Origin of the sequence: Rothia sp. (in: high G+C Gram-positive bacteria), from assembly GCF_030540545.1 — a bacterium.
GTDB lineage: Bacteria > Actinomycetota > Actinomycetes > Actinomycetales > Micrococcaceae > Rothia.
The window spans coordinates 1-24,791 of the sequence record NZ_JAUNVZ010000003.1 but is presented as its reverse complement, the minus strand read 5'-3'; the positions used below and the strand labels follow the sequence as shown (position 1 = coordinate 24,791).

General features: G+C 57.8%; 21 protein-coding genes and 1 tRNA gene. 1 reads left to right on the top strand and 21 read right to left on the bottom strand.

The window, feature by feature from the left end; genetic code table 11:
• Positions 1–66 precede the first annotated feature (66 nt).
• On the top strand, positions 67–1,104 hold the full coding sequence (locus tag Q4P78_RS03230) for a hypothetical protein (RefSeq protein ID WP_303338882.1): 1,038 nt from the start codon (positions 67–69) through the stop codon (positions 1,102–1,104).
• A gap of 90 nt (positions 1,105–1,194) precedes the next feature.
• On the opposite strand, the gene Q4P78_RS03225 is transcribed toward Q4P78_RS03230, so the two are convergent.
• The 21 genes from Q4P78_RS03225 to Q4P78_RS03125 form a co-directional block, all read right to left on the bottom strand.
• Complete coding sequence (locus Q4P78_RS03225; RefSeq protein ID WP_303338881.1) at positions 1,195–3,165, bottom strand: NHL domain-containing thioredoxin family protein; 1,971 nt, start codon at positions 3,163–3,165, stop codon at positions 1,195–1,197.
• A gap of 348 nt (positions 3,166–3,513) precedes the next feature.
• Entirely contained in the window at positions 3,514–4,758 is a 1,245-nt protein-coding gene (locus Q4P78_RS03220; protein WP_303338880.1) for an alpha-hydroxy acid oxidase, read from the bottom strand.
• 297 nt (positions 4,759–5,055) lie between these two features.
• Positions 5,056–7,215: a CopD family protein gene (locus tag Q4P78_RS03215; protein ID WP_303338879.1), complete on the bottom strand. Its 2,160-nt coding sequence runs from the start codon at positions 7,213–7,215 to the stop codon at positions 5,056–5,058.
• 108 nt (positions 7,216–7,323) lie between these two features.
• The gene (locus tag Q4P78_RS03210) at positions 7,324–7,929 is read right to left on the bottom strand and encodes a copper resistance CopC family protein (protein WP_303338878.1); all 606 of its coding nucleotides are present in this window, start codon (positions 7,927–7,929) and stop codon (positions 7,324–7,326) included.
• 373 nt (positions 7,930–8,302) lie between these two features.
• Positions 8,303–9,013 carry a hypothetical protein gene (locus Q4P78_RS03205; protein WP_303338877.1) on the bottom strand — a complete coding sequence of 237 codons (711 nt, stop codon included), beginning with the start codon at positions 9,011–9,013 and terminating at the stop codon, positions 8,303–8,305.
• A gap of 39 nt (positions 9,014–9,052) precedes the next feature.
• A complete protein-coding gene (locus Q4P78_RS03200; RefSeq protein ID WP_303338876.1) occupies positions 9,053–9,745 on the bottom strand; it encodes a hypothetical protein in 693 nt (230 codons plus the stop codon).
• 179 nt (positions 9,746–9,924) lie between these two features.
• Positions 9,925–10,668: a hypothetical protein gene (locus tag Q4P78_RS03195; RefSeq protein ID WP_303338875.1), complete on the bottom strand. Its 744-nt coding sequence runs from the start codon at positions 10,666–10,668 to the stop codon at positions 9,925–9,927.
• Positions 10,669–10,964: 296 nt separating this feature from the next.
• Complete coding sequence (locus Q4P78_RS03190; RefSeq protein ID WP_303338874.1) at positions 10,965–11,684, bottom strand: hypothetical protein; 720 nt, start codon at positions 11,682–11,684, stop codon at positions 10,965–10,967.
• Positions 11,685–11,905: 221 nt separating this feature from the next.
• The gene (locus Q4P78_RS03185; protein ID WP_303338873.1) at positions 11,906–12,190 is read right to left on the bottom strand and encodes an HU family DNA-binding protein; all 285 of its coding nucleotides are present in this window, start codon (positions 12,188–12,190) and stop codon (positions 11,906–11,908) included.
• Positions 12,191–12,284: 94 nt separating this feature from the next.
• Entirely contained in the window at positions 12,285–12,590 is a 306-nt protein-coding gene (gene rpsN / locus Q4P78_RS03180) for a 30S ribosomal protein S14 (protein WP_303338872.1), read from the bottom strand.
• 2 nt (positions 12,591–12,592) lie between these two features.
• Entirely contained in the window at positions 12,593–12,763 is a 171-nt protein-coding gene (rpmG, locus tag Q4P78_RS03175; RefSeq protein ID WP_004005967.1) for a 50S ribosomal protein L33, read from the bottom strand.
• Positions 12,764–12,766: 3 nt separating this feature from the next.
• Positions 12,767–13,003 (bottom strand): 50S ribosomal protein L28, encoded by a 237-nt coding sequence (gene rpmB / locus Q4P78_RS03170; RefSeq protein WP_279790730.1) that lies wholly within the window; start codon positions 13,001–13,003, stop codon positions 12,767–12,769.
• A gap of 832 nt (positions 13,004–13,835) precedes the next feature.
• On the bottom strand, positions 13,836–14,711 hold the full coding sequence (locus Q4P78_RS03165) for an SGNH/GDSL hydrolase family protein (protein ID WP_303338871.1): 876 nt from the start codon (positions 14,709–14,711) through the stop codon (positions 13,836–13,838).
• Between the two features lie 110 nt (positions 14,712–14,821).
• A complete protein-coding gene (locus Q4P78_RS03160; protein ID WP_303338870.1) occupies positions 14,822–15,883 on the bottom strand; it encodes a siderophore-interacting protein in 1,062 nt (353 codons plus the stop codon).
• Positions 15,884–15,979: 96 nt separating this feature from the next.
• The gene (locus Q4P78_RS03155; protein ID WP_303338869.1) at positions 15,980–16,813 is read right to left on the bottom strand and encodes an ABC transporter ATP-binding protein; all 834 of its coding nucleotides are present in this window, start codon (positions 16,811–16,813) and stop codon (positions 15,980–15,982) included.
• Positions 16,814–17,890: an iron chelate uptake ABC transporter family permease subunit gene (locus tag Q4P78_RS03150; RefSeq protein ID WP_303338868.1), complete on the bottom strand. Its 1,077-nt coding sequence runs from the start codon at positions 17,888–17,890 to the stop codon at positions 16,814–16,816.
• Positions 17,890–18,969: an iron ABC transporter permease gene (locus tag Q4P78_RS03145; protein ID WP_303338867.1), complete on the bottom strand. Its 1,080-nt coding sequence runs from the start codon at positions 18,967–18,969 to the stop codon at positions 17,890–17,892. Before Q4P78_RS03145 ends, Q4P78_RS03150 begins: the two co-directional genes overlap by 1 nt.
• Positions 18,970–19,087: 118 nt before the next feature.
• Positions 19,088–20,155 (bottom strand): ABC transporter substrate-binding protein, encoded by a 1,068-nt coding sequence (locus Q4P78_RS03140; RefSeq protein ID WP_303338866.1) that lies wholly within the window; start codon positions 20,153–20,155, stop codon positions 19,088–19,090.
• A gap of 360 nt (positions 20,156–20,515) precedes the next feature.
• Entirely contained in the window at positions 20,516–22,735 is a 2,220-nt protein-coding gene (locus Q4P78_RS03135; protein ID WP_303338865.1) for an acyltransferase family protein, read from the bottom strand.
• Positions 22,736–22,838: 103 nt separating this feature from the next.
• Positions 22,839–22,912, bottom strand: a tRNA-Thr gene (locus Q4P78_RS03130).
• Positions 22,913–23,295: 383 nt separating this feature from the next.
• Entirely contained in the window at positions 23,296–24,597 is a 1,302-nt protein-coding gene (locus Q4P78_RS03125; RefSeq protein ID WP_303338864.1) for a M48 family metallopeptidase, read from the bottom strand.
• Positions 24,598–24,791: the final 194 nt, after the last annotated feature.

The following is a 24,791-nucleotide window of genomic DNA, read 5'->3' as shown; positions in this document are numbered from 1 at the left end:
AGCGAATTCGCGGGCGTGAGCGTCATATAGCCGTTGAAAGCGCAAGGGGTGCGATACCCTAGATATATGTCCTCACCTCGCACCGCACAGCATAAGCCTCATCTGCCCAAGCACCCTGTCGCCGAGTACCGCTCGGCGCACTCTGCCCTGGAGCGAATCCTGGCGTGGTGGGCGATTAGCATTCTTGCTTCGGTGCTGCTGGTTTCGGGTGCGCTCTACGCAACCAATAAGATGGTGTACGGCCCGACCGGTCAGGTTAGCGAGTATTTCCGAGCCCTGCGTGAAGGCAATGGCTCGCATGCCCTGGCGCTGCTAAACCTGCCCTCCCCCGAGGGTGACGGTTCCTTGCTGGATGGTGAGCCTATGCGTCGAGCCTATGCGCCACTGTCGAATCTGCGCTACGAGGTGGTCAGTTCCGAGGGGGACGAGGCTGTTGTGCGAGCCTTTTATACGGTCAACGGCACCGAGAACCACAGTGATTTCCCGGTGCATCGCGTGGGCACGCACTGGGGTTTCTTTGATAAGTGGGCTATTGATGCGCACGAGCTGCCGCAGCTGCAGGTGTCCATTGCCGGTGTGCAGGCGGCAACCGTGAATAATCGTAAGGTTGCGGTGGATCAGGGTGCCGCTTCTTTCCCGGTGTTTTACCCTGGCGTGTACACCACCACCTATGATTCAAGTGTGTACACGACCGCGCCGAAGACCGTGCTGGTGGACTCTGCCGCTGAACTACCGCAGGCTAAGCTGGCGCTAACTCCTGCCGAGGGTGCTCAGCAGAAGGTGAATACGCAGGTACACGAGTATTTGGAGACGTGCGTTTCGAAGAATACGCTCTACCCTGCCGGTTGTCCCTTTAGTTTTGATTTTGCCGGTCGTGTGCAGGGTGCGGTGACCTGGAAGATTACCCGGGAGCCCACGCTGAGCCTGACCGTCAAGGATGAGTCCACCTGGTCGTTGAGCGCTGCTGAGGGCACGGCGCAGATTAGTTTTACCCAGTTGGATTTGTATTCGGGTAAGACTCAGGTGATTACGCGCGATGTGCCGTTTAAGTTCACCGGTGCGGTCAGCGTGGAAACCTCCGATGTGCATGTAACTATTTTCTAGCTCTATTCTTTTACCCCGTATCGTCACCTAAAACGGCGAGGTGTTGCCCAGTAGGGACAACACCTCGCCGATCAGTATCAGACACGCTCTTTAGTTCACGCCGCGCAGTTCCAGCACCAGGGATTTTTCGGCATTCTCGCCACCGGTGACCTTTACCGGAATACCCCAATCCTGCTGGTATAGATGGCAAGCGGCGTGCTCGGGAATCGGGCCGCCCGCCTCCCCATCGCAGGCGGAGGCGCGCGCCGTAATGTGCAATACCGCCTCGCTAATCTCAGGGTTTAGCTCCAGCACACGCTCCAAGCCCTGAGCGGTACCGGCGCCGGAGAGAATGAACTCTTCCGGGGTGGAGGAAACACGCAGCTGCGTCGGGTCCCCCCAGCGGGTATCCAGCTTCTGCCCCGCCGGTGCGCTAAAGCGAGCCAGCAGCTCCAGGCTGTGACCCGCCAGTTCGGTTGCCGGGCGGGAGGTGGTAATAGCACCCTCGTCCACATGCTGCGCGCTCTGCGGAATGGAGGCGCGTACCAACTGGTGGGCGTTGGTTTCGACAATAATCAGGCGCGGTACACCGTCGGCGCCTTCTTCGACCAGCAGATCGCTGGGTTCTTCCAGCCCGCGTTCCAGGGTGCCCAGGGTTGCGGTGGCAGGATCCCAGCGGCGAATAGCGCCATTATAGGTGTCAGCAATGGCAATGGAACCGTCGGGCAGCTCGACCAGGCCCAGAGGGTGCTGCAGACGAGCATGTTCCGAATCACCGTCTACAAATCCAAAGTCAAAGAGTCCCAGACCGACGGCGGAGTCCACCTGCACGCCGTCCTCCAGGAAACTAATATGACGCAGGGCGCTGGTCTCGGAATCGGCAACCCACAGGCTGCCATCGCGCGCCTGAATAATTCCGGAGGGCTGAGCAAACCACGCTTGATCGGCGGCGCCGTCTTGCAGACCTTCTACACCGGAGCCGGCAAAAATACTCACGCGCTCAGTTACCGGGTTGTAGGCAAAGAGCTGGTGGGTGCCCGCCATAGCGATAATAAAAGCGCCGGCTGCTTGGGAGTACACGGCATCCCAGGGGGAAGAGAGCGCCACGTCGGTTGCGTGTGCGGCGGGGTCAATATAGTTCGCGTCGCCGCTGCTTGCCTGTTCGCCGTCAATGACTCGCTGCACCCCGTTACCCGCCAGGGTTTTCATCTGACCGGTGCTCAGATTCAGCGAGCGCAGGCGGTGATTGACGGTATCGCATACGAGCACATCGTAGCCGAGCTGCTCGCGGAGCTCTTCGGGGACCAGCGCCAGACCCTGGGGCTCATTCAGCAAAGCCTCAGTGCCGGTGCCGTCAGCCCAACCCTTCGTGCCGGTGTTTTCGGCTGCTTCGGCACCGCCGCCGTATACGTTCAGCACGGTTGAAAAGTCGGGTGCCAGGCGCACCAGACGGTGGCGCGCGCTATCGGAGACCAGGTAGCTTTTCTCGCGCTGGCCGAAGAGATTGGGTGCGCTAAAGTCCGCCGGTAGTTCCAGCGCCTTTCCGGGGAATGCCAGGGCACCGGTGGGCTTGGGGCGGGGTACATAGGGGCCGTCGCCTCGGTGCAGGGTGCCCTTTGCCTCGTGCTCCTGAACCAGTTCGCGCACCAGGGAAATCAGTCCCTGTACGTGGCCTTCGCCGGAGAGATGCGCGACGATATAGCCTTCGGGATCAATGACGACCAGAGTGGGCCAGGCGCGGGCGGTGTATGCCTGCCAGGTGGTCAGTTCCGGGTCGTCAAGCACGGGGTGCTCAATGGAATAGCGGTCGATGGCGGCAGCGAGTGCCTGCGGGTCGGCTTCGTGCTCGAATTTGGGCGAGTGCACGCCAATGGTTACGAGTACATCGGAGAATTCTTCTTCCAGGGGTCGCAGTTCGTCCAGTACGTGCAGGCAGTTAATGCAGCACAGGGTCCAGAAGTCGAGGATCACGATTTTGCCGCGCAGTGCCTGCAGATCGAGGTTTTTACCGCCGGTATTGAGCCAGGAACGGCCAATGAGTTCGCTGGCGCGTACGCGTGTGGTTCGGGGTGTATTGGTCATCTGACGCTCCTTCGGGGTCTTCGGCCTGTGCCGGTGTATTCTGTGTTGCCCTTATTATGCCAGCTGCGCTCCTCTGTTCGCCTTCGGCTGTAGCTGTTGGCCATTTGATGAACTCATGCTGTCTTTTTCTGTCATAAAAGTTCATGCTCGCACGCACTATCCCGCCCGCACCCTATGTATGGGAGGTTAAAATCCGCGATGCCCGACACAGAATCCGTGGGTTCTATGCCGGGCATCGCGCAATGAAGATGGGGTGCCTCGTATGATGATCAGGGGCGAGACACCCCGGTCCGTAAAACGGACGCTATTTAAGCGGCCCCTTACGGAGTCTGTGCGTCGTTTTGACGCTTAGGGACGGTGCACCTGCACGGGCTGCAATTCGCGCAGCTGGGTCACGTGCTTGGGTTCGAGCTCCTGAATGTTCTCGACCTGCAGCAGCTTCATGGTGCGGCGCACTTCGTCGGAGAGGATCTCGATGGTGCGGTCCACACCGCGGCGACCGCCCGCCATCAGGCCGTAGAGGTATGCGCGGCCAATCAGGGTGAACTTTGCACCCAAGGCGATGGAGGCAACAATATCGGCACCGTTCATAATGCCGGTATCGACCATAACCTCGGTGTCCTTGCCGACCTCGCGAACCACCTCGGGCAGCAGGTGGAAGGGTACGGGTGCGCGGTCGAGCTGGCGACCACCGTGGTTGGAGAGCAGAATGCCGTCCACACCAAGATCTGCGAGCTTCTTGGAGTCTTCCAGGTTCTGCACGCCCTTAATGACGATCTTGCCGGGCCACATTTCGCGGATGATCTTCAGGTCCTCGTAGTTAATGGAAGGATCCATTGCGCTGTCAAGCAGCTCGCCCACAGTACCGCCGGTGGACGAGAGCGATGCGAATTCCAGCTTGGGGGTGGTCAGGAAGTCGTACCACCACCAGGGGCGGGGGATGGCGTTGAGCAGGGTCTTCATGGTCAGATGCGGCGGAATGGAGAAGCCATTGCGCTTATCGCGCAGGCGAGCGCCCGCCACGGGGGTGTCCACGGTGAAGAAGAGGGTGTCAAAGCCTGCCTTGGCGGCGCGTTCGACCAGGCCGTAGGAGATTTCGCGCTGGCGCATGACGTAGAGCTGGAACCAGAGGCGGCCCCCGGGAGCTGCTGCGCGCACGTCTTCAATGCTGCTGGTGCCCAGGGTGGAGAGGGTGAAGGGGATACCTGCGGCTGCTGCTGCGCCGGCGCCGGCAATTTCACCTTCGGTCTGCATCAGGCGGGTAAAGCCGGTGGGTGCGATACCGAAGGGCATGGCGGAGGTGCCGCCGAGAACCTCGGTGGTGGTGTCTACGTGGGAGACGTCGTGCAGGATGCCGGGGTGGAATTCCACGTCTTCGAAGGCTTTGCGTGCGCGGGCGAGGGAAAGTTCACCTTCTGCTGCGCCGTCGGTGTAGTCGAAGGCTGCGGCTGGGGTGCGACGCTTGGCGATTGTGCGCAAATCGTAGATGGTCAGGGCGCTGTTGAGGCGGTTGCCGACGAAGTCGAAGCTGGGCTTCTGGAAGGTCATGAACTCCTTGAGTTCACTGGGGCGGGGGAATTGACGCTGTACCATGGGCGCCTTTCCTTTCAATAGGCTTCATTGCGTGGGTGCCGGTGGGCACCCGTGTGTTTTGCGTGTGCGGCGCGTGCAGGCGGTGATATCTACCGTGCGCCGCGTGCCGTTCCTAACGGGTGTGTCAGTGCGGGCACGTGGTCAGACCACAACTTAAAACTAAACTTAAGCTAACCTTAAGTCAATAGGTGCAGAGCCTTTTCTTATGTATTTATTCGTTATACACAATATACTTATTGAGCAGAGTCACAATACACTCCCCCGCTACCCCGTGAACTTATTCAAGAAGTGATTAGGCTATGGTCGCGCGAAGCCCGGTTCCACCTCCTCTTCATCCCAGGATTGCCCGTAAATTCTCTCGAGTTCTTCCTCCAATTCCTGATTCTCCACGCGGGTCTGCTCTTCATTCAGAGGGCTCGAGTATTCTCTCGGTGTGCTCGGGGCTTTAAAACCCCGATAGAATGCCTGCAGAATGGACAGACCACAGATAGCAAGCAACACATATCCAACCCCATAGATAATATTGGCGCCCATATACAGGGAGTCCCCAATATTCACGTCATAGCTCAGGCTAAAAGTGCTATATTCCTTGACGCCAACATAGGCGTTCCTATACCAACCATCCGCTGCTTCGCCGCCTTTGAGCCCCACAGGTATTTCATCGGAGCCAAACAGAGCTAAGATCACCGCCCCAAAGCCGTGAAAACCGCAGATAAGGGCTCGTATTCCGGGACGTACCAGAATGCACAGCGCGCAGAAGAATGCACCGGAAATCAGGGTGAAAATCGTGTACAGCTCATAGCTCATAAAGTCACGCAAGAGCTTAGAAATTAAGAAACTATCACTCCACGCCACGGTACCTATGGGCAGCAACCCAAAGAACGCCGTGAGTACAGCAAGCGTAGTTTCCAATCCTCGAGCACGTTTTGCGCGCCAGACTCTATAGAGGGGCATGAGCGCCCAGGCGATCAGCGCGCCCGCGCAGAATATTGCCGTGTATCGTGCCAGCGCCGCGTGATAGAGGATGCGCCCGTAGATTGCCGGGGCACCGCTCGTCGCGTAGATAAATATGCAGGCTGCCAGTCCGGCGGCGGTGGCGCGGAAAATATAGTCGCGCCTCCACAGACGCACCGCCAGGACAATCATTGCCGCGGCGAGCGCCAGGGCGCAATAGTCCGGGCGCCAGAGGGTCAGCAAATGCTCGGCGGTAATTGCCGGAGGCAGATCGTACCAGGTGATCTGGCGGATATAGCTGGTGTGCGCGGAGGTATTGAGGGTACCCGGGTCGGTGCGCGCCAGCACGGCACCGAGCACGCTCAGGGTTGCCATAAGCGCAAGTTCCAGAATGACCATTCTGTGAAAGAGATGCGCAGGGCTAGCTACCGCGAATTCATATTCCTTATCGGACTCGGTGTTTTTATCCTCCGGACCCGTAACTAGAGCCGGAATAAGGCGCACACGATAGATAGCACCGAAGCCAATGATCACCAGACTCAGTACCGCTTTGAGCACTACCAGTATCAAATAGCCGGGCTCTATATCTTTAAGCCGCTCCGCGTGGCTGAGCGCCGAACCAACTCCTCCCAGCACGCAGAGCAGGGCACCGGTGAGAGCCAAGTGGGAATAGAGAGAAATAAGTGTACGGGCGGGCTGAGAAGAATCATCAAAGTTATGCGAATCAGCAGATTCCGAAAAGCTAGCAACTTCTTCCGTCCTGTTGTCTGCCTCTGCCGTCTCCAAAGGCACGCGCCCCCATAGCAGCAGGCTCAGAGCCGCCAGACCACCAGCCCAGAGAGCCACACCCATCAGATGCACCCACAGCCCGCTGGAAGCACCCACCCTATCGGCAGCCGAGAGGGCATGACCACTGCTGGCGTAGGTTCCCAGGTTCACGGTCATCAGCACAGCAATTGCCCAGTATACGCGGCTTCCGGGAATGAGCCTGGGCTTGGGCCCCGGGGCGGGTGGGATAGGTTGCCTTGCAGCCTGTCGCGTATAACGCCACCATGCAATAGCAGCAAGCGCAAGGGCAATACTATTCACTGCGCCCAGATGATAGAAGACCCGAGCGGGGTCAGTGAGCGCAAAAGATTCGGCTGCGTTTTCCCAGCGTTCAGAAATACCCGCTGAGCTCATCAGCGGCACGCCGCTAAGATCCGCCAGGGTCATGCACCACATGCTGATGAAGGCAATACAGCTCAGTAGCAGCGCCGAACGCACACCGGGCATCAGAGGCTGCGCCACACGCGAGATCTCCACAGCAGTGCCCTCCCCACGCAATGCGCTCCAGAGCACCAGCGCACTAGCTCCCAGGGCGTAGAGCATACCGCCCAGCGCCAGGGCACGCACGGGTACCATGAGCACCCCGGCGCTCGCAGGCTCGCAGGCGGCGTACACAGCGCAGAGCACCGTCAGCACCATCATCGAGGGTAGAGCCAGATAAGAGTGGCGACGCATTGTCCTTAGCAGAATTGTCCTCACCAGAACCTATTCCAATTCCTACATGCAAAACCCCGCCCGTCGGGCGCTCGTTCTCACACGATAGCCCGGCGTGCGGGGTGTACCTTAGCGGCGGGAGCGAGCGCGCAGCTGCTCCTGACGTTCACGACCGCCCTTAGTAATCACAGCAAAGAGGGTAATAGCCGCGGCGCCACCCACACCCAGCAGAGCCACCAGCCACAGGTTCACGCCGCCTTCATCAGAAGATGCTGCCTGAGTGTTGGAGGAGGCGGATGCGCTCGCCGCGGCTGCCTCGGTGGTGGCGCTACCCTGCGCCTCGAGCTTGAATTCATAGGCTCCTTCGACCGGGTGGGTGTCGGAGGAGAGGATACGCCAGGAGACAGTGTAGGTGCCGGCAACAGCTCCCTCGGTCTTGAGCTTCTGGGTCATCTGGGAGCCCTTGATCGTTGCGGATCCTTCGGTAATCTCCTTGCCGTTCGGGTCGGTTACGCTCACGCGGTTACCGCCCTCAATCACGGTCAGATCTCCGCTAAAGTCCAAGCGAATTTCAGCCGGCAGGCTTTTGACCGTTGCGTCTTTGGCGGGGTTGGAGGAAACCATCGCGTCGTGGGCGTAAGCCATAGTAATAGCGCCACCCATACCGAGAGTGAGCATAAGAGCCGTCAACAGTGCCGCCAGTACGCGGCGGGCTGAGTGAAAAGAGAGAGTCATGGGTGTCCTTTGAGCATATTCATATGTGTATTGTGCCGGCTATCTGCAAGCGCGCAGTGAGTTCACGGGCGCGCACTGTATATACCCGAGCGTTAGATATTAGTCTACCGTGCGCACTATCTCGTGCCGTCTCATGTGCGCTCTAGCGCTCACTCTCCCAGGGGGTTTCCAGATACACACTGCAGGTACACACTCCAGGTACACGCTGCGCTTGCCCATAGCGCGGGCAGGCTCAGAGCACATAAAACGCCGCATATCCCTCATCCACGGGATATACGGCGTTTTACGGGAAACATGCCGGGTCCCTCGAGGCAGCACCCAGAGTTTCCAAGAATTACTATTCTATTTTTAGGCTCTAGAGCCAAGACAGGAGCTAGTTTTTAGCGGGCTTCACCGGAGCCTTAGGCTGCACGGGATGACCCTGAGTTGGAACCTTAGGGGTTTCCGGGGTCTCCGTGGCGTCATCCTTCGCTTTACCGTTCTTCACGCTGCTCCAGCTACCATCAGCTCGCACCGTGGTCACGGTACCTTCAGAATCACTCTTCATCCAGGAGCCATCCGCGGCAACCTTAACGCTCTCGCCATCGCGGGTAGTGAGCATCCAGCCACCGTCAGAGTTCACAAAAACACGCTCATTATCCTCGGTGGTACCCGTCCACGATCCGGAGGGCATAATCTCAAAGCTGCTGTACTCGCTATCTCCCCCGCGGAAGGGCGTATTACCCTTCTCATCCGAGCCCTGAGCGTGGGAGCCAGCTCCCTGAGATTGCTCACCCCCTGCGGCAGAAACCGCGGGAGAAGGCGCCCCCTGGGACACAGCGGGTGCGGAGGCTGACGCTTCCGTCACCTGAGTATTATCCCCCGAAATCACCAGAGCGCTAGAGGAAGGGGAGGCACTGACCTGCGCCAAAGCGCCCTGAGAAGCACCCGTAGCAGAATCGGCGCTTGCCGAAGCAGATACACTGCGTGCCTTTGCCGAGCTGGTGGCGGCGGGCGGCTGCGTAGAAATCGAACTATCGGCACCGCAGGCGCTCAGAGCCAGCGTGAGCGCGACTCCCAGCAGCACGGGCTGTAGCAGCTTCATCCTTCTCCCCTCCTGAAGTCTCAAGCGATATATGCCTTATTATGCCTTGGCGGTGGGAACCATGGGCATTACGGGTACCGCAGCGGCGCCGGAAGCAGTGGGGAATGCGGGCAGATCCGGAATATCGGGCACGCCTGCCTTATCCACGCCATTCTTGGTGTAGCTATAGCGGCCGGCTACATCCACTCGCACCTCGGTGCCGTCCTTATCGGTTTCGTTCCAGGCGCGGGATGCCTCTACGCGCACCACATCGCCGTCCTTTTCGGTCTTGGTCCAGGCGCCGGAGGACGCCACCTCAATACGATCACCATCGGCGGTGGTTGCGGTCCAGGAGCCGTCGGTGTTCACGGTGACATTGGTGTAGGTATCATCGCTGGTCTTGGCGCTGCCCTGTGCCGCGCCGGAGTTTGCCGAAGAGCTGGAGGAGCCCGAGGACTTCGAAGCAGCGGATGCGCTCGCGCTGGGTACATTTGCGTTCAGGCTGCCATTGGCGCCTGCGGTAACGGTTGCACCATCTGCCGCCACGGTGACATTACCGCTGGCGTCTGCGTTGACCTTGACGTCTCCGTTATTGACCTGCACACCACCATTGGAGCCTGCGCTGACCGAAGCGGTAGCAGCTGCGCTGGTGGGTGCGCTGGTGGAGGTATCGGAGGAGGTTCCGCAGGCGGAGAGTGCCAGGACGGATGCTGCGGCGAGGGAGAGCAGTGCGGTGGTCTTCTTGGCGTTCATGGTTTTCCTTGTCAGTTGCCCCGTCGTAGGGGTATGCGGGTGATAAATGGCTGAAACGTCCGGGGTTCAGCCCGAGTGGCACTAGCTGGGCAGTGCCGAAAATCGTGGGGGATAGTGTGCCGGTGGTACCCCTCGGTGGATACCACCGGCGCACTATTTCTTGTCGCTAGCCCTTAGGTTTACTTCGGGGTTGCGGGAGTCACGGGGGTGACGGGCTTGCCCATGGTGGGCAGGGTCGGGGTTGCCGGTGCTGCCTTCACGGGGGTGCCGTAGATATTCTGAATCGAGCCATCTGCGTTGACCTCGATATTGGTGCCAGTGTTCAGGTGACCGGTCCAGGAGCCATCCTTATTAACGGTGATATTAGTACCGTTCTTGTAGTGAGCAGACCAGGAGCCGTCTGCCTCGACGGAGACGTTGGTACCGTCCTTCTTGTGCAGATTCCAGGAACCGTTGTCGTCGTCAACGTCCAGGTTATCGCCCTGCTCAAAAGCGGTGGAGGAGATGTAATCAGTGGTACCCGCAGAGTTCGAAGAGGAATTGCCACCCTTATCTGCTGATGCGGAGGAAGAGCCACCATTTGCTTCAATCTTGGTGCCATTGGACTCAACCTTAGCGCCGTTCGAGTTGCCCTCAATCTTGGTGCCGTTAGCGTCAATCTTCACGCCGTCAGCACCTGCGGAAATCTTGGTGCCACCCGCATCAATCTGAACGCCACCGGTACCAGCGGAAACGCTTGCGCCCGCGGAAGAGGAAGCAGAAGCGGTGGAGGATGCGCTAGCAGCCGAGGTGGTCGCTGCAGCAGATGCGGAGCTGGTCGGCGCGGTTGCCGAAACGTTATTGCTTGCACCGCAGGCGGACAGTGCCAGTGCGGATGCTGCTGCCAGGGACAGGAACAGGGAAGTCTTCTTAATGGTACGCATGGTGTGCGCTCCTTCTTTCGTTATCGGTGCGTCTGCCTCTCAGCAGACTATGATGCGGTGTTTCCGGCCTTTGTGCCGGGCTGATATCTACACTCTAACAAGTGAACTTAAACTAGAGCTGTAGAAAACTGTGTTTGAGCTGTGAAACCGTGAATTTCAGGAAAATTTTTGGGATCCCCTGTATTTCCCCGGAATTTCGCGGATTTTCAGCTCTCACACTTCTAAAAGAAACACCGGATATTGCCTGTGCTGAACAATATCCGGTGTGTCTTAAAGTTTAAAGGCTACCTTTAGGCTTATGCCTTGGGGGTTGCGGGGGTCACGGGGGTCTTAGCCTTAGCGTCGGAGGGCTTTGCCGGAACCTTGGGAGCCTCGGGCGCGGTAGTGGTGGGAGCGCCACCCTTGGTTGCAATGAAGGTACCGTCAGCCTGAACGTTTGCGGTTTCCAGGGTTGCGGTGTTTGCGCGCTGCCAGGAGCCGTCAGCCTGAACCTGGATAACGTCACCGGCGGTTGCAATAACAGCCCAGGTGCCGTTGGCCTGAACAGCGGTTACGTCGCCGTTTTCAGCCTTAATAACCCAGCTACCGTCGGGGTTCACCACAGCAATGCCGGGCTCCAGGGTGTCAATGACATCAGCCAGACCGGGCACGGTGTTCAGTGCGGGGTTGGTGTTCTTCGCAGCGGAAGAGCCGGACTTGGAGGAGGAGTTCGAGGTTGCCTTAGCGCTTGCAGAAGAGGAAGCGCCGGAACCGGAGACAGCACCAGCGGATGCAGAAACGGAGATGGAGCCGTCAGAACCCACGGACACTGCTGCGTCGGTGGTGTCTACCTTCACAGAGTCGTCAACCTTCACGCTACCTGCGGAAGCGGAAGCGGACACGCTTGCAGCGGAGGTTGCTGCTGCGGACGAGGAAGAGTTGGAGGATGCGTTATTGGAGGAGCCGCATGCGCTCAGGGCCAGAGCAGCTGCTGCTGCCAGGGAGAGAAATGCGGAAGTCTTCTTCAGAGAAGCCATAGCTATATTCCTTTATATCGGTGACAGAAAAGCTGCGTTGTGCGCGCAGCCATACCCATCTAGGATAGCAAGTTCCCCCGCCGAACCTAAAATTTGAGCCCGTTTATTCGCAGCGTGTCACATTAAAGAGCTGAATATCCCGATCATTGTCTATGATGCTTAAAGCAATAACCCCCGCATGAACTGCGGGGGTTATTGAGCTCTATAGCTTATCGAAGGAATTACTTCTTCGCTACAGCAGCCTTCAGCTTGGAGCCAGCGGTCAGCTTCACACCGTGACCGGCGGGAATCTGAATAGCTTCGCCGGTCTGCGGGTTGCGACCGGTACGAGCTGCACGGTCGGTGCGCTCAATAGCCAACCAACCGGGGATGGTGATCTTCTCGCCCTTGGAGACGGAAGACTCGAATACCTTGAATACTGCATCGAGGACTGCGTTAACGGTAGCCTGGCTCTTGCCGGACTTCTCTGCAACCTCTGCAACCAGTTCGGTGCGGTTCTTAGCCATGGTGGGTGTGCCCCTTCCTGAGATGTGGATTTCTACCTATATACTTGCGTATCCACGCGGGATACGCAAGCATATTCGGCGAAATTACCAGATATTACCAGCTGGACTTGGTGATGCCGGGCAGCTCGCCGCGGTGTGCCATCTCGCGGAAGCGCACACGGGAGATACCGAACTTCTGGAAGGTGCCGCGAGGACGACCGTCGATCTGGTCGCGGTTACGCACGCGCACGGGGGAAGCGTTGCGGGGCAGCTTCTGCAGTGCCACGCGAGCTGCTTCGCGCTCCTCGGGGGTAGCGTTCTCGTCGATCAGGGCCTTCTTCAGTGCCTTACGCTTCTCGTCGTAGCGAGCTACGATGACCTTGCGCTGCTCATTGCGAGCGATCTTGGACTTCTTAGCCATTCTTAGCGCTCCTCTCGGAAGTCAACGTGCTTGCGTACAACGGGATCGTACTTCTTCAGCACCATACGGTCGGGGTTGTTGCGGCGGTTCTTACGGGTCACGTAGGTGTAACCGGTGCCAGCAGTGGACTTAAGCTTGATGATAGGACGCAGGTCCTTAGCCTTGGATGCCATTTACTAGATCTTCTCCCCGCGTGCGATGATTTCTGCAACAACAGCGTCGATGCCACGGACATCGATCACCTTGATGCCCTTAGCGGACACGTTCAGGGTTACCTTACGACGCAGCGAAGGAACCCAGTAGGTCTTCTTCTGAACGTTCGGATCGAATCGACGCTTGTTGCGGCGATGCGAGTGCGAAATGCTGTGTCCAAAGCCGGGAACAGCTCCGGTCACCTGGCAGACTGCTGCCATGTTTCACTCCTTATTGATTGACTTTTATGACGGGTTGCGCAGTCGAGGTTACTCGTTAGCGTCCCGTCACCAATGTAGAAGCACCGGGTTATTCGCCGGGCTAGAGTGTTTGAGATTGTCGTCCGGGTGAGAGGCCGGTCGTCAATCCCCGCCACGGGAAAAACGGTGAAGCTTATTAGTGTCGAGAGGCGTTTCCACCACTACGAACAGCGTTAAATATTAGGTTAATTCCGTACCCTCTCGCAAGCCTACACGCCGGTTTTGAGCTTAAAAACCGCTGTTTTAAGCGGATTTCGCTCCCTACCGGCAGGTGCCGGAAGTACCTGTGGGGCTTCAAAAGAGCACTAGACCATTCTACCATTTTGGGCTGTTTTTGCAAGTCAATGGGGCTTTTTAGCCCGGAATTTCGGGGTTTTTGGTCACTATGACCGCCAATGTGAGCTAGCTAAAATTACATCGATGAAATTCTTAATGTGAGATTAACAGCTTAAGGAGGTTTTTAAGGCATTTAAGCGCCTTAACCGCCCACCCACAGAGGCGCTCATCCCCCCGCTCTTAAGCCGGCGAGAGGACTTTTAACCCGGTTTTCCCCGCTATTAACCGCTCCCATGCCCCGGTTTAACCCCGATTTAAGCTCACTTTAAAGCGCTCTTGTCGAGGATTCGAGGCAGTTTTCGGGCTGATTCACAGCTTTTTTCAGCCCCGCACCGGGTGCTTCTACCCCGCCGAAATCTTAAACTCTTACGGCGTAGAAGCTGCCCCGAAGAACAGATTCTACGCCGTAAGAAAGGCACCGCACGCACCAGGCTAAAGCGGGCTCGCAGAGCGCTCTTTAAACCTCATCCAGGGTGGTCTTAACACCCTCAAAAGGATCACGAGCGTAAGCCTCGGCAATGAGCGCCGGGTCGGTCCACTCGGGGTACTTGGGCTCCAAATTATCCCCGCTGGAGGTACCACGCAAACGACGACCCACCCAGGGCAGGGCGAACTCGCGAGCCCAACGCACATTCTCCGCCAGCTGCTGGCCGGAGGTCAGCTCCTGAAGCGGAGGCAGCTCGGGCTCAGCAATACGCTCGGCAACCTCAGGCCCCGCCATAGCCTGCAGCGCGCGGCGCGCAAAACGAGTGTGACCGTAGCTATTCATATGCAGCTTATCGGCTGCCCACAGGCGCCAATCAATAAAATCGCGCATGCGCCAATAGTCAATAATGTGCACGCCGTGCTCCTCGGCTGCCTCGCGCACCAGCTCATTAAAGAGAGCGGTGCGGGGGCGGGTACGGGCAAAAGGCCCCTCGCCGCGGACATCCAAACCGGTAATGGTGAACACCTGCGCGCCGGCGTCGCGCAGCGCCTTAAAGCCCTTAGCAAGCTGATCCACCACGGCGTCCAGATCCACACCGGGGCGCAGAATATTATTACCGCCGCCGTAAAGGGTCACCAGATTAGGCTGCAAATCCAGGGTTGCCTGCAGCTGGTTCTCCATAATCTGCTCAATCAAATAGCCACGAATCGCCAGATTGCTATAGCGGGTTTCGGGATTCAGCTCACCCAGGGCAATGGCCAGGCGGTCGGTCCAGCCATGAACCTCGTTGGGTAGATTGGGGGCCTCATCTCCCACACCCTCACTAAAGGAATCGCCCATGGCAACATAGCGGATCGGCCGACCGTTAATCGTTCCCTCGGGAGAAATGAGGTAATCGCGGCTCATTGTATATCTCTCGCTTTCTGCGTTTCGTATCTGCGTTCACATATTCTATAGGCTCTACTCTACGCGCCTTTAAAGCGCGCGACCGGTAGACCTTGTACAAATACGCCCTATCAGTTCTCGCTCTTACCCTCACGCCAATAGCCCATAAAGGAAATATTCTCCTTGGGTACCTGCGCCTCGTTAACACATACGCGGCGCAGGGTTTTGATCAGCGAGGCCTCCCCGGCAATAAAAATATAGCGACCGACGTGCTCTCCAGCTGCCACACCCCAGACAATTTCATCATCAGCGGCGCGCTCACAGACCGGGGCGCTCTCATCGGCAATATTGAGAGCGCCACGCAGAGCCGAGGCAAGCAGAGTACCGCGCGAAGCGCTCCCCCGCTCACTCTGGCGAGGTAGCCAGGTAATCTCCAGGGTAGTGGGTAACTCTTCCGGGCTACTCAGACGCTCCAAACTATCTTCGACGCTCGGCACCTCAGCCAGCAGACGGATGCGCGGTGCGCTCTCCCCCAGCTCGGCGCGGGCATAGAAGCCCAGCACCGATAAAGCCGCGGGGAGGGCGGTCTCATCTACGGCGATCAGAATATCCTCGGCTTCTTCAGCATCCCAGCTTGCCCACAGGGGGCTAGCAGCCAGGGGACCCATGAGGCTCACCAGCTGCCCCTCGGACGCAGAAGCCGCCCAGGCGGCGGCGGGACCCATATGCTCGGCGCCCGATTCGTCCACCTCTGCGTGCATCACAAAGTCAATATCGATCTCGGGCACCGTACCTGCCGGTAGCACTCGGGGCTCACGGCTGCCAGTGTACTCGGCGGGAATAGTGGGCGCACTCGGCAGGGCGCTATCTGCCTCAGAAGCCGGCACCAGGCGGGCGGCACGAATGGTGTAGGTGCGCATCCAGCCGCCACGCTGCTCGGTCTCCAGAGCAAACCAATCCTGACGCCATGAGGGCGTAAAATCGATCTCCACCGGTTTATCACCGGCAGGTACCAGGAACTTCACATAGGCATCCAGCGGCTCCTGAGTCTCCAACTCGGCACTAAAATGCGCCAGAGAGGGACCGGCTAAACTCACACGCACAAAAGAAGGGCTCACATGCTGCACACGGCTAACACGCAACTCAAACACACCGTAGGCGTGCTCGGCAAAGGTGCGGACTTTACGCGCCATATCTTCTCAATTCTCCCGACACGCTCCGCTATGCGGGCGTATAGATAGTGGATAGAAAAGCGGCAGCCGGGGCTGTCCCGACTGCCACATAGATGATTAGTGCTGCGCCGCTGCGCGTGCCGCAGCCTCCAGGCGAGCGCGCGGGTGAGGAACAACCACCACGGAACCGTCGTTGAAGGGGTCGGCAACCTCGGCCTTCAGACCAAAAATAGTGTCCAGGTTTTCGGCGGTCAGCACCTCTTCACCGGTGCCGCTGGCAATAATCTCGCCGTCCTTCATAGCAACCAGGTGATCAGCAACGCGAGCGGCAAGGTTCAGCTCGTGCAGCACCATAATCATGGTGGTACCGCGCTCCTCATTCAGGCGAGCCAGCAGATCCAGCAGCTCCACCTGGTGCGCCAAGTCAAGGTAGGTGGTCGGCTCATCCAGCAGCAGAATATCGGTCTCCTGAGCCAGAGCCATAGCAATCCACACGCGCTGGCGCTGACCGCCAGACAGCTCGGTCACCTGACGCTCCGCCAGGGAGAAAGTATCGGTAGCTTCCAAAGCCCATGCCACTGCCTCATCGTCCTCGGCGCTATTGCGCTTAAACAGGCCCTGGTAGGGGTAGCGACCGCGGGAGACCAGGTCGGCAACGGTAATACCCTCGGGAGCGATGGGGTGCTGAGGCATCAGACCCACCATGCGCGCAAATTCCTTCATGGCGTAGGAATGGGTGGACTTACCGTCCAGAGTGAAATCACCGTTCAGGGGCTTGAGCAGACGGGATACGCCGCGCAGCAGGGTCGACTTACCGCAGCCATTCGGGCCGATAATGGCGGTAACCTTGCCCTTAGGGAATTCCAGGCTCAGGTCTTTAACAATAGTTTTTTCGCCGTAGCCTAGGCTGACGTTCTCTACACGCAAAGTGCGCTCGGTGACAGTTTTCATTTAGTTACCTTTCTGCTGATTTTTGACCAGCAACCAAATCAGGACCGGTGCACCAAATGCGCCAGTAAAAATACCCACGGGGAATTGCACGCTCGGAATCAGATTTGCCGCCGCGAAATCGGCAAACATAATAATGGTTGCGCCCACCAGGGAAGCGCCGAGCAGGCTGTGGCGTCCACCCAGCACACGGCGTGCAATGGGTCCGGAAACAAAAGCCACAAAAGCGATAGGACCGGTAGCTGCGGTAGCGATAGCCGCCAGCAGCACACCAATACCGATGTAGTACCAGCGGATCAGGGTCACCGGCACACCCACACTGCGGGACAGGTCATCACCCACAGCGGTCATTTTCAGCGGTCGCACGCCAATCAGTACCAGGGGCAGTATGGCAATCAGCGCCACGCTCACAATGCTAATGCGGTCCCAGTTCGCCGGGCCCAAGGAACCAATCATCCACAGGGTTGCGTTGGTTGCCTGGCCCAGGGACGCGCGTTCCATCAAATAGGTCACCACGGCGCTACCCAGGGCAGCCACACCAATACCCATGAGGATAAAACGATTACCCACATTGCCCTGACCCGCCGCCAGAGCCATAGTGACCGCGGCAGTTGCCAGAGCGAAAATAATCGCGGCAATAGAAACATTCACACCGCTAGCGCCCCAGAACATAATGGCAATGACCGCGCCCAGGGATGCGCCATTGGAAATACCGATAATATCCGGGGATGCCAGGGGGTTGCGCAGCAGCAGCTGGAAAATAGCGCCCGCGCATCCAAAGGCCATACCGGCAAGAGCGCCGAGTACAGCACGAGGCATTTTATCCTCCATGAGGATGAACTTTGCACCGCGCACCGGCACATCACCGCCGGAGACCAGGGTCAGAAAATCGGGGAAGCTAATGGTGTAGGTGCCCAGCAGGGTACGCACGAAGAAGGCACCAACCGCCAGGGCTGCAAGGAATAGCAGACCCGTGATGGGACGGCGTGCCTGAGCTCGGCGGATAGAGCGTAGGTTCGCCACGCCCGACAGCGTGGTGGCCTGCGCGCCGTGAAGACTAGATGCAAGAGTGGTGCTCATTAGAGATTCACCGCCTTATTCGTACGAATCAGGTAGATGAAGACCGGCACACCCACCGCAATAATCATCACGCCTACCTGGATTTCTTGCGGGGGCAATAAAAAGCGACCCACCGTATCGGCAACCAGCAGAATCACGGCGCTAAAGAGGGCGCTGGTGGGCAGCAGATAGCGGTAATCGGCGCTGATCAGCGAGCGCATGGCGTGAGGAGCCATCAGACCCAAAAAGGCAATCGGACCGGCAAGAGCCACAGCGGCACCGCAGAGCAGGGTCACACCCAGGGAAATCAGTACGCGTTTGAGGGCAACATTCTCACCCAGGGATGCGGCCATATCATCACCCAGGGCGAAGTTATTAATGGTGCGCGCACCGCTGAGCACAATCAGCGCACCCACAATAATCAGCAGACCCGCAGGCCACAGATTCTCCAGGTGTTTACCGGCGATGGAGCCCACCTGCCAGCGGCGCAGATCATCCAGAGCGTTCTGGTTAATGAGAATAAAAGCGCTAGTCAGTGATCCCAGACCGGCGGTAATAGCAGCACCCATCAACGCCAGCTTGACCGGGGTTGCACCGTCCTTACCGATCATTGCCAGGGCGTACACCAGCACCGCTGCCAGGGATGCACCCACAAAGGCAAGCAGGGAGTAGGCGGTCACGCTGGTGACCCCGAAGAAGACAATACCGGTCACCACGGCAAAGGATGCACCCGCATTCACGCCCAGAATACCGGGGTCGCCCAGGGGGTTGCGGGTAATGCCCTGCATGCCCGCCCCGGCAAGCCCCAGGCTCACGCCAATAATGAGGCCCCAGATGGTGCGGACAATGCGTGCGTCAATAATTTCGGCGTGCTCGGGGCGCTGTCCGGAGAGCATCTGCCAAAAAACGGAAGGATCCAGGGCGCGTGCGCCCACCAGAATGGAGAAGGCGCAGGCTGCCAGAAGCATCAGAATCAGGGCGCTCAGACCCAGACGAATACGGCGCGCGCTGGAAAGGGAAGCCAAAGAAGCCTGTGCTCGGGCGGCTCTATCGGCGGGGTTATCGGTGCGCTCGCGGGGTGTGGAAGCCGTGGTGCTCACGGTTTCACTCCTATCGGTGAGAATGCTGTGTGAGAAGGATAGGGCGAACGGGCCACCCGCTTTTCCTCCCCGTATTCGAGGAGGTCAAGCGGGCAGCCCGTAGCGTTATATCGGGGCTTTAGCCCTTCGATGCCTTCACCGCTGCGGAGAGTTCTTCCAGCAGCTTGGAGTTCTTCAGCAGCCATTCAATGGACAGCGGGGATGCTGCGGACATTGCCAGGCCCTGTGCCTTGTCCTGCGCGAACACGGTTGCGTTCTTCGCCACGGCGGGGATCTTAGCCAGCAGAGCGTTGGACTTAACCTGCTCGATTTCTGCCGGGTCGTTTACCCATGCCCAGAGGACATCGCAATTGACCTTGTCCAGGTTCTCGCTGGAGAAGGACAGGAAGGTGCTCGAGGGGTCCTTAGCTTCTGCTTCCTTAGCATAGGATGCCATAGTCATGCCCAGGTCGTTGAAGAACTGGGGACGGGAGTCCTTGGAGTTGTATGCGCCCAGGGTGCCGTCCGCTACGTTGAAGTAGCCTGCCACGTAGGTTGCGCCAGCCAGGTTGGAGTACTTAGCTGCTGCGTCCTTGATCATCTTTTCGGTGTCTTCGATGATCTTCTTTGCCTCTGCGGGGCGGCCGAGCATCTTGCCTGCCTGCTCGGTCACGTGCTGCCAGGAGGAGTCGTAGGAGTTATCGCCCTTGGGTGCTGCAATCACGGGTGCGATCTTGGAGAGCTTGTCGAAGATCTCCTGGCTCATCATGCCGTAGGGTGCGAAGATTGCGTCCGGTGCGATCTGGGACAGTGCGGTGTAGTCCGGGCCGTCAGTCTCGGTGTAGCGAGTGATGTCCTTCAGGTCCTTGCCCAGGCTCTTGAGCTTAGCATCGAACCAGTCGGTGGAGTCGTTGGAGTTCTGACCCCAGGTGGTCTTGGGCATGCCGGCGGGGATCACGCCGAAGGAGAGCAGCACGTCTGCGTTCTTCCACGCGTTGACTACTGCAATCTTGGTGGGTGCCTTTTCCAGCTTCACATCGCCGTACTGGGTGCTGATGGTAACGGGGAATGCGCCTGCTTCTGCAGATGCGCTGGAGCTGCTACCGGAGGTGGAGGAGCTGGAGTTGCCGGTGGAGCATGCTGCCAGGATGCCGGCGAGGGAGGTCAGGGATGCGCCCTTGAGGAAGGCGCTGCGCGAGATGGCCATTGAGGTCTCTCCTTATATCGGGGCGGTCTATGCCGCTGTCTGTGTTTGCGTACCTTAGATGTACCTAAGCCTTATCAAAGCTAACGTATGGAATAAGCTATGCGCAAGCTAAAACCCTTATTTAGGCACATCTTTTTGATAACTTGACTTTACCTTGGTTTTGCTCTCTCAAAAATAGCACTTTTGTTATCCGTGCTAACGTGACCTAAAGCCGGAAATCCGGCGAACTCGCTCTATCTCTTCTCACCCGCTGCGCTGTTTTATGCCGCGTGGTGTGCACTTCACTGCTTCATAAAATATCGACCCGCAACTCTTATAAGAGTTGCGGGCCGATATATTTCTATTCAGTGCACAGGCTAGCTAATCAAACGATACCCGGCCGGTCGGAATCCAACCGCCGCGCACCGTACGTTCCAGAGCCACCTTCGACATGGTGTAGCCGTAGCTCTTTGTTACATGGTTCTCATCCATGTACACATACACATTACCCACCACCGGACGGCAGATATCATCCGGGCAGTACACATCGCTCAAATCCACCGAAATTGCACCCTCATAGCGAGAGAAAATCTCATCGGCAGGATTCTTCTCAGCGTACTTCTCAGACTTCGGACGAGCACAAGAATCCAAATTATCGCCGGCCTTCTGCGCACACTCGTACATATTGAAGTCATAGCGAGGATTATCGCGCAGACCAACCACCTGAATACCGGCAGCCGTCAACTGACGAACCGTATCATCCAGGCGAGGATCCACGCTCTCTTCATTCGTCCGCGGATGCGCAATAGTAGAGATCAGCACCACCGTCTGCGGCTTAGTGCGCAGCAGCTCCTCAGTGACCATACGGTTAAAATCAACACACGCAGCACTAGCATTCGCATCTTGCATCGGATACCTGCACTGGCCCATCCAGAACACCTGCAAATTCATATGCAACTTATCGGCGCTGCGTACATAGTAAGGAACAGACTGCAAAGAGTGCGAGTTACCCACAAATACCATCTTCGGCGCCGAATTATCGCCCACGCTTCGAGCGCTGCAATCAGGCTTTAGGGCTTCATTCTTCGGATCCACAGCAAAAATACCCTCGCACTTCTCGGGTAGGGACTCATACTGAGTCATAATATCGCCCAAGGATACGGGAGAATCCACCAGAGCCATACGTTCGGTGCCGATAGCACGCGCACCCGGATACTGCTCAGCACGCGTATCCACATGCTCCTGCGCAATAGCCGTCGCCTCAGCATTCGAATAATTCAACCACGCCTGAGCGGCAGCCAAAGGAACACCGGCAATCAAGAAAATCGCGCCAATAAACGCCACCTGATCAGCCCAAGCATTCACCGCAAAAATACGCTTAAAACGCAGCTTCATCATGACCCACGGGACAAAAGGATCCTTACGGTAACGAATCGGGTCTTCCACAAAACGAATCAGCAGCCACGACAGACCCATCGACGCCACAATAATGACCGTGCCGTCAATAAAACCAACACGCTCCTGATTCGTCGCCGCCGAATACAGAATCAAAATCGGCCAGTGCACCAGGTACAGAGCATAGGAAATATTACCGATACCCTGCAAAGGCTTAGAAGAAAGAAGCTTATCCACGCCCCACTTCGAGGAGGTTTCGCCAGCCATAATCACCAGCGCACCCGAAATAATCGGCCACAGAGCCAAGAAACCGGGGAAGGCGCGCTGCACCGGCAGCAAGAAACCGCAGGTCACCAGACCCACAACACCAATCCAGCCCATGAGCACGCGGGCACGCTCCGGAGCGCGCCATTTCACGCTCACAATAGCCAGCAGAGTACCGGCAGCAAACTCCCACAGGCGGGTACGAGTATCAAAATAGGCGTAGCCCTGATTCAGCTCCGTCTCAATAATCGAGAAGGTCAACGACGCCACAAATACGCTATTGAACACCAGCGCAACCGTCGGTAGCAAGCCCCAACGCAGACGCCGCACCATATACGCCACCAGGGCAAAAAGCAGGGGCCACAGAATAAAAATCTGACCCTGAATAGACAGCGACCAAAAATGCTGGAAGGGTGTCTTCGCCGCCGCATTCTGCGCATAATAATCCACAGAGTTAGCCGCCAAATGCCAATTCAAATAGTAAAAGAGCGAAGCCTTCGCATCCGCCAACATACCCGACCAGCGAGAAGGCGGCAAAATAAAGAACGAGGCAATCACAGTACCGGCAATAGTCACCGTCGCCACCGGCAGCAGACGCTGGAAGACATGCAGCCAATACTTCACCAGACGCAGCGGGCGACCCTCATTAATCTTGCGAATACTCGAAGAGGACAGCAAAAACGCCGAAATGAACAAGAAGACATCCACGCCACCGGACACACGGCCAAACCACACATGGTAAAACACCACCAGCAGCACCGCAAACGCGCGCAAACCCTGAATCTCAGGGCGGAAACCACGCGAAGGCAGCAACGATTCCAGGGGGTAACGAGAAGTCTCCTTCTGTGCACCCGACTGTCCGGAAGAAACAGGCTGCTGTGCTGCAGTTCTGGGTGGCAAAGAAGACAAAGCGCCGGTAAAGGCTTGATGATCAGTGCTCATAGGGATCCTCGGCTGTATTATTGTGCGCGCCCCGCCTGTGCTACAGGGCATGCACGAGCTAAGAAAAAACCTGATTCATAAGAACGAACCAGGAAATGACAAGAGCCCCCTACCGGATTCGAACCGGTGACCTGCGGTTTACAAGGCCGCTGCTCTGGCCAGCTGAGCTAAGGAGGCAACTCTTCTAGTGTACCTTATGTCTTCATGCTCTGAGTGATTCATATTCTCTACACCCTATCTCTTATCTCCAATCCGGCAAGGCTACGGCCACCAATCCGGCAAGGCTACGGCTGAGTATCCGACTTTCCGCATGGGATAATGCTCTAACGAACCGGCAGGAAGCTTGCTCACGTGAAGTCGGGAACGTAAATCCCTGGGCATCGTCCCATGCGCCATGTAATAGAGCTAATACTTGTCGTCTTCGCTCTTTACTCCCGCGCAATTACACTCCCAACTCATACCCGCGTACAACAAGGTTGTACACACCACATATCCAGATACGCCAAAGGCTCCTATTGATGTACCCATCAATAGGAGCCTTCAACTCACACACTCAAAACCTAGTTTTCAAACAGGTCAATCTCTTCCTGAATGTGCTTCTCACGCTCAATCTCAGCGTCGCTCTTCTCAGCTTCACCGACCGTATCTTCAGCACGGTTCAAATCAGCCTGCTCTTCAGAGGTCGCAGCAGTCTCAACAGTGTCAGCCTCGGTCAGACCCTGCTCAGCTTCTTCAGCTGCAGCCTGGTCCTCAACGACAGTATCAGCTTCAGCCTGAGCAGAATCAGTCTCAGCAGATTCCTGAATAACAACTTCCTTCGGTTCCAGCAGCTCAGCTTCTTCATCGAAAATATCGAAGATGCTCGGCTCGCTGTAGTCGCCCTGACCCAGTGCCGCCTCAGCAATCACAGACAGGCGAGCCCAACGGTCTGCTTCCTTCGCACGCCCGGCTGCCTCCAGGGCCTGAGAGTACGCGGTGTACAGGCGCGGACTGTAGTCAAAGGCACGCTTCGGGTTCAGCTGCTCAATCTCCAGAGCCTTCACAGCACCCGCCGCGTCGCCGGAATCCAGCAGCATACCGGACTCAACAATGGCCAGCTCAACACGCACAGCTGCGGGCAGCTTCTCGCCCTTAGCTTCCTGAATCATTTCCTGAGCCTTGGGCAGACGACCCAGCGCACGCTCGCAGTCCACCAGCAGAGCCAGGTGATCCACCGAGCCGCTAATACGGCGGTGGGTGCGCAGCTCACGCAGAGCCACCTCGTAATCCTCAGCCACATAGGCTGCAATACCCACGGCCTCACGCACAGCGGCAATACGGCCCGCGCTGCGGGATGCAGCTACGGCGTGTGCCAGCGCGAATTCTGGGTCAATGTCCAGGTAGCGACCAGCCATAACCAGGTGCTTCGCTACGGTCTCGGCGTTACGAGGCTCCAGGGCGCGCAGCTCACGGAAGGTTGCACCGTCCAGCTCACGACCGGTCACATCGCTATCGATCTCGGGCGCGCGGGACTTGGAGGGGCGGTAGCCTGCACGGCCACCAATGGAACGTACTACTGCTTCTTCACGAGGCGCCTCAGCCGGGCCGGTGCCACGCTTCGGACCGCGAGAATCACCCTTCTTGAAGCCCTTGCCCTGGTGCTTACCACCGGGCTTGGAGCCGCGCTTATCGTCACGGCTCTCATTACGATCGGAGCGCTTGAAACCGCCGCGCTTATCGTCACGGTCAGAACGCTTAAAGCCACCGCGAGAATCGCGACCTGCAAAGCCGCCCTTACCCTTGCCGAAATCTTTACGGCCGCCGTTGCGTGCGGGGCGGTTGTTTCCGGAAGAGTTGCGTTCCGGGCGGGGGGTCTCAGACATGAATCTCCTCGATCTGGTGGTAATGTACCGTGAATGTCCGGGAATCTTTCTGACTCAACCGGAGGGTACGCATATTCCCTATAAGTATATCTTGTATGGGCTCTCCGCGTATAGCTCTCAATACCATAGCTATACATATGCGAGTGAGTTTTCGAATCCGGCAAGGCTGTGGCCACCAATCCGGCAAGGCTGTG

What these genes read in the sequence shown, in the direction of transcription:
- Q4P78_RS03230 (WP_303338882.1), top strand. Translation starts at nt 67, where the DNA reads ATGTCCTCACCTCGCACCGCACAGCATAAGCCTCATCTGCCCAAGCAC.
- Q4P78_RS03225 (WP_303338881.1), bottom strand. Translation starts at nt 3,165, where the DNA reads ATGACCAATACACCCCGAACCACACGCGTACGCGCCAGCGAACTCATT.
- Q4P78_RS03220 (WP_303338880.1), bottom strand. Translation starts at nt 4,758, where the DNA reads ATGGTACAGCGTCAATTCCCCCGCCCCAGTGAACTCAAGGAGTTCATG.
- Q4P78_RS03215 (WP_303338879.1), bottom strand. Translation starts at nt 7,215, where the DNA reads ATGCGTCGCCACTCTTATCTGGCTCTACCCTCGATGATGGTGCTGACG.
- Q4P78_RS03210 (WP_303338878.1), bottom strand. Translation starts at nt 7,929, where the DNA reads ATGACTCTCTCTTTTCACTCAGCCCGCCGCGTACTGGCGGCACTGTTG.
- Q4P78_RS03205 (WP_303338877.1), bottom strand. Translation starts at nt 9,013, where the DNA reads ATGAAGCTGCTACAGCCCGTGCTGCTGGGAGTCGCGCTCACGCTGGCT.
- Q4P78_RS03200 (WP_303338876.1), bottom strand. Translation starts at nt 9,745, where the DNA reads ATGAACGCCAAGAAGACCACCGCACTGCTCTCCCTCGCCGCAGCATCC.
- Q4P78_RS03195 (WP_303338875.1), bottom strand. Translation starts at nt 10,668, where the DNA reads ATGCGTACCATTAAGAAGACTTCCCTGTTCCTGTCCCTGGCAGCAGCA.
- Q4P78_RS03190 (WP_303338874.1), bottom strand. Translation starts at nt 11,684, where the DNA reads ATGGCTTCTCTGAAGAAGACTTCCGCATTTCTCTCCCTGGCAGCAGCA.
- Q4P78_RS03185 (WP_303338873.1), bottom strand. Translation starts at nt 12,190, where the DNA reads ATGGCTAAGAACCGCACCGAACTGGTTGCAGAGGTTGCAGAGAAGTCC.
- rpsN (WP_303338872.1), bottom strand. Translation starts at nt 12,590, where the DNA reads ATGGCTAAGAAGTCCAAGATCGCTCGCAATGAGCAGCGCAAGGTCATC.
- rpmG (WP_004005967.1), bottom strand. Translation starts at nt 12,763, where the DNA reads ATGGCATCCAAGGCTAAGGACCTGCGTCCTATCATCAAGCTTAAGTCC.
- rpmB (WP_279790730.1), bottom strand. Translation starts at nt 13,003, where the DNA reads ATGGCAGCAGTCTGCCAGGTGACCGGAGCTGTTCCCGGCTTTGGACAC.
- Q4P78_RS03165 (WP_303338871.1), bottom strand. Translation starts at nt 14,711, where the DNA reads ATGAGCCGCGATTACCTCATTTCTCCCGAGGGAACGATTAACGGTCGG.
- Q4P78_RS03160 (WP_303338870.1), bottom strand. Translation starts at nt 15,883, where the DNA reads ATGGCGCGTAAAGTCCGCACCTTTGCCGAGCACGCCTACGGTGTGTTT.
- Q4P78_RS03155 (WP_303338869.1), bottom strand. Translation starts at nt 16,813, where the DNA reads ATGAAAACTGTCACCGAGCGCACTTTGCGTGTAGAGAACGTCAGCCTA.
- Q4P78_RS03150 (WP_303338868.1), bottom strand. Translation starts at nt 17,890, where the DNA reads ATGAGCACCACTCTTGCATCTAGTCTTCACGGCGCGCAGGCCACCACG.
- Q4P78_RS03140 (WP_303338866.1), bottom strand. Translation starts at nt 20,155, where the DNA reads ATGGCCATCTCGCGCAGCGCCTTCCTCAAGGGCGCATCCCTGACCTCC.
- Q4P78_RS03135 (WP_303338865.1), bottom strand. Translation starts at nt 22,735, where the DNA reads ATGAGCACTGATCATCAAGCCTTTACCGGCGCTTTGTCTTCTTTGCCA.
- Q4P78_RS03125 (WP_303338864.1), bottom strand. Translation starts at nt 24,597, where the DNA reads ATGTCTGAGACCCCCCGCCCGGAACGCAACTCTTCCGGAAACAACCGC.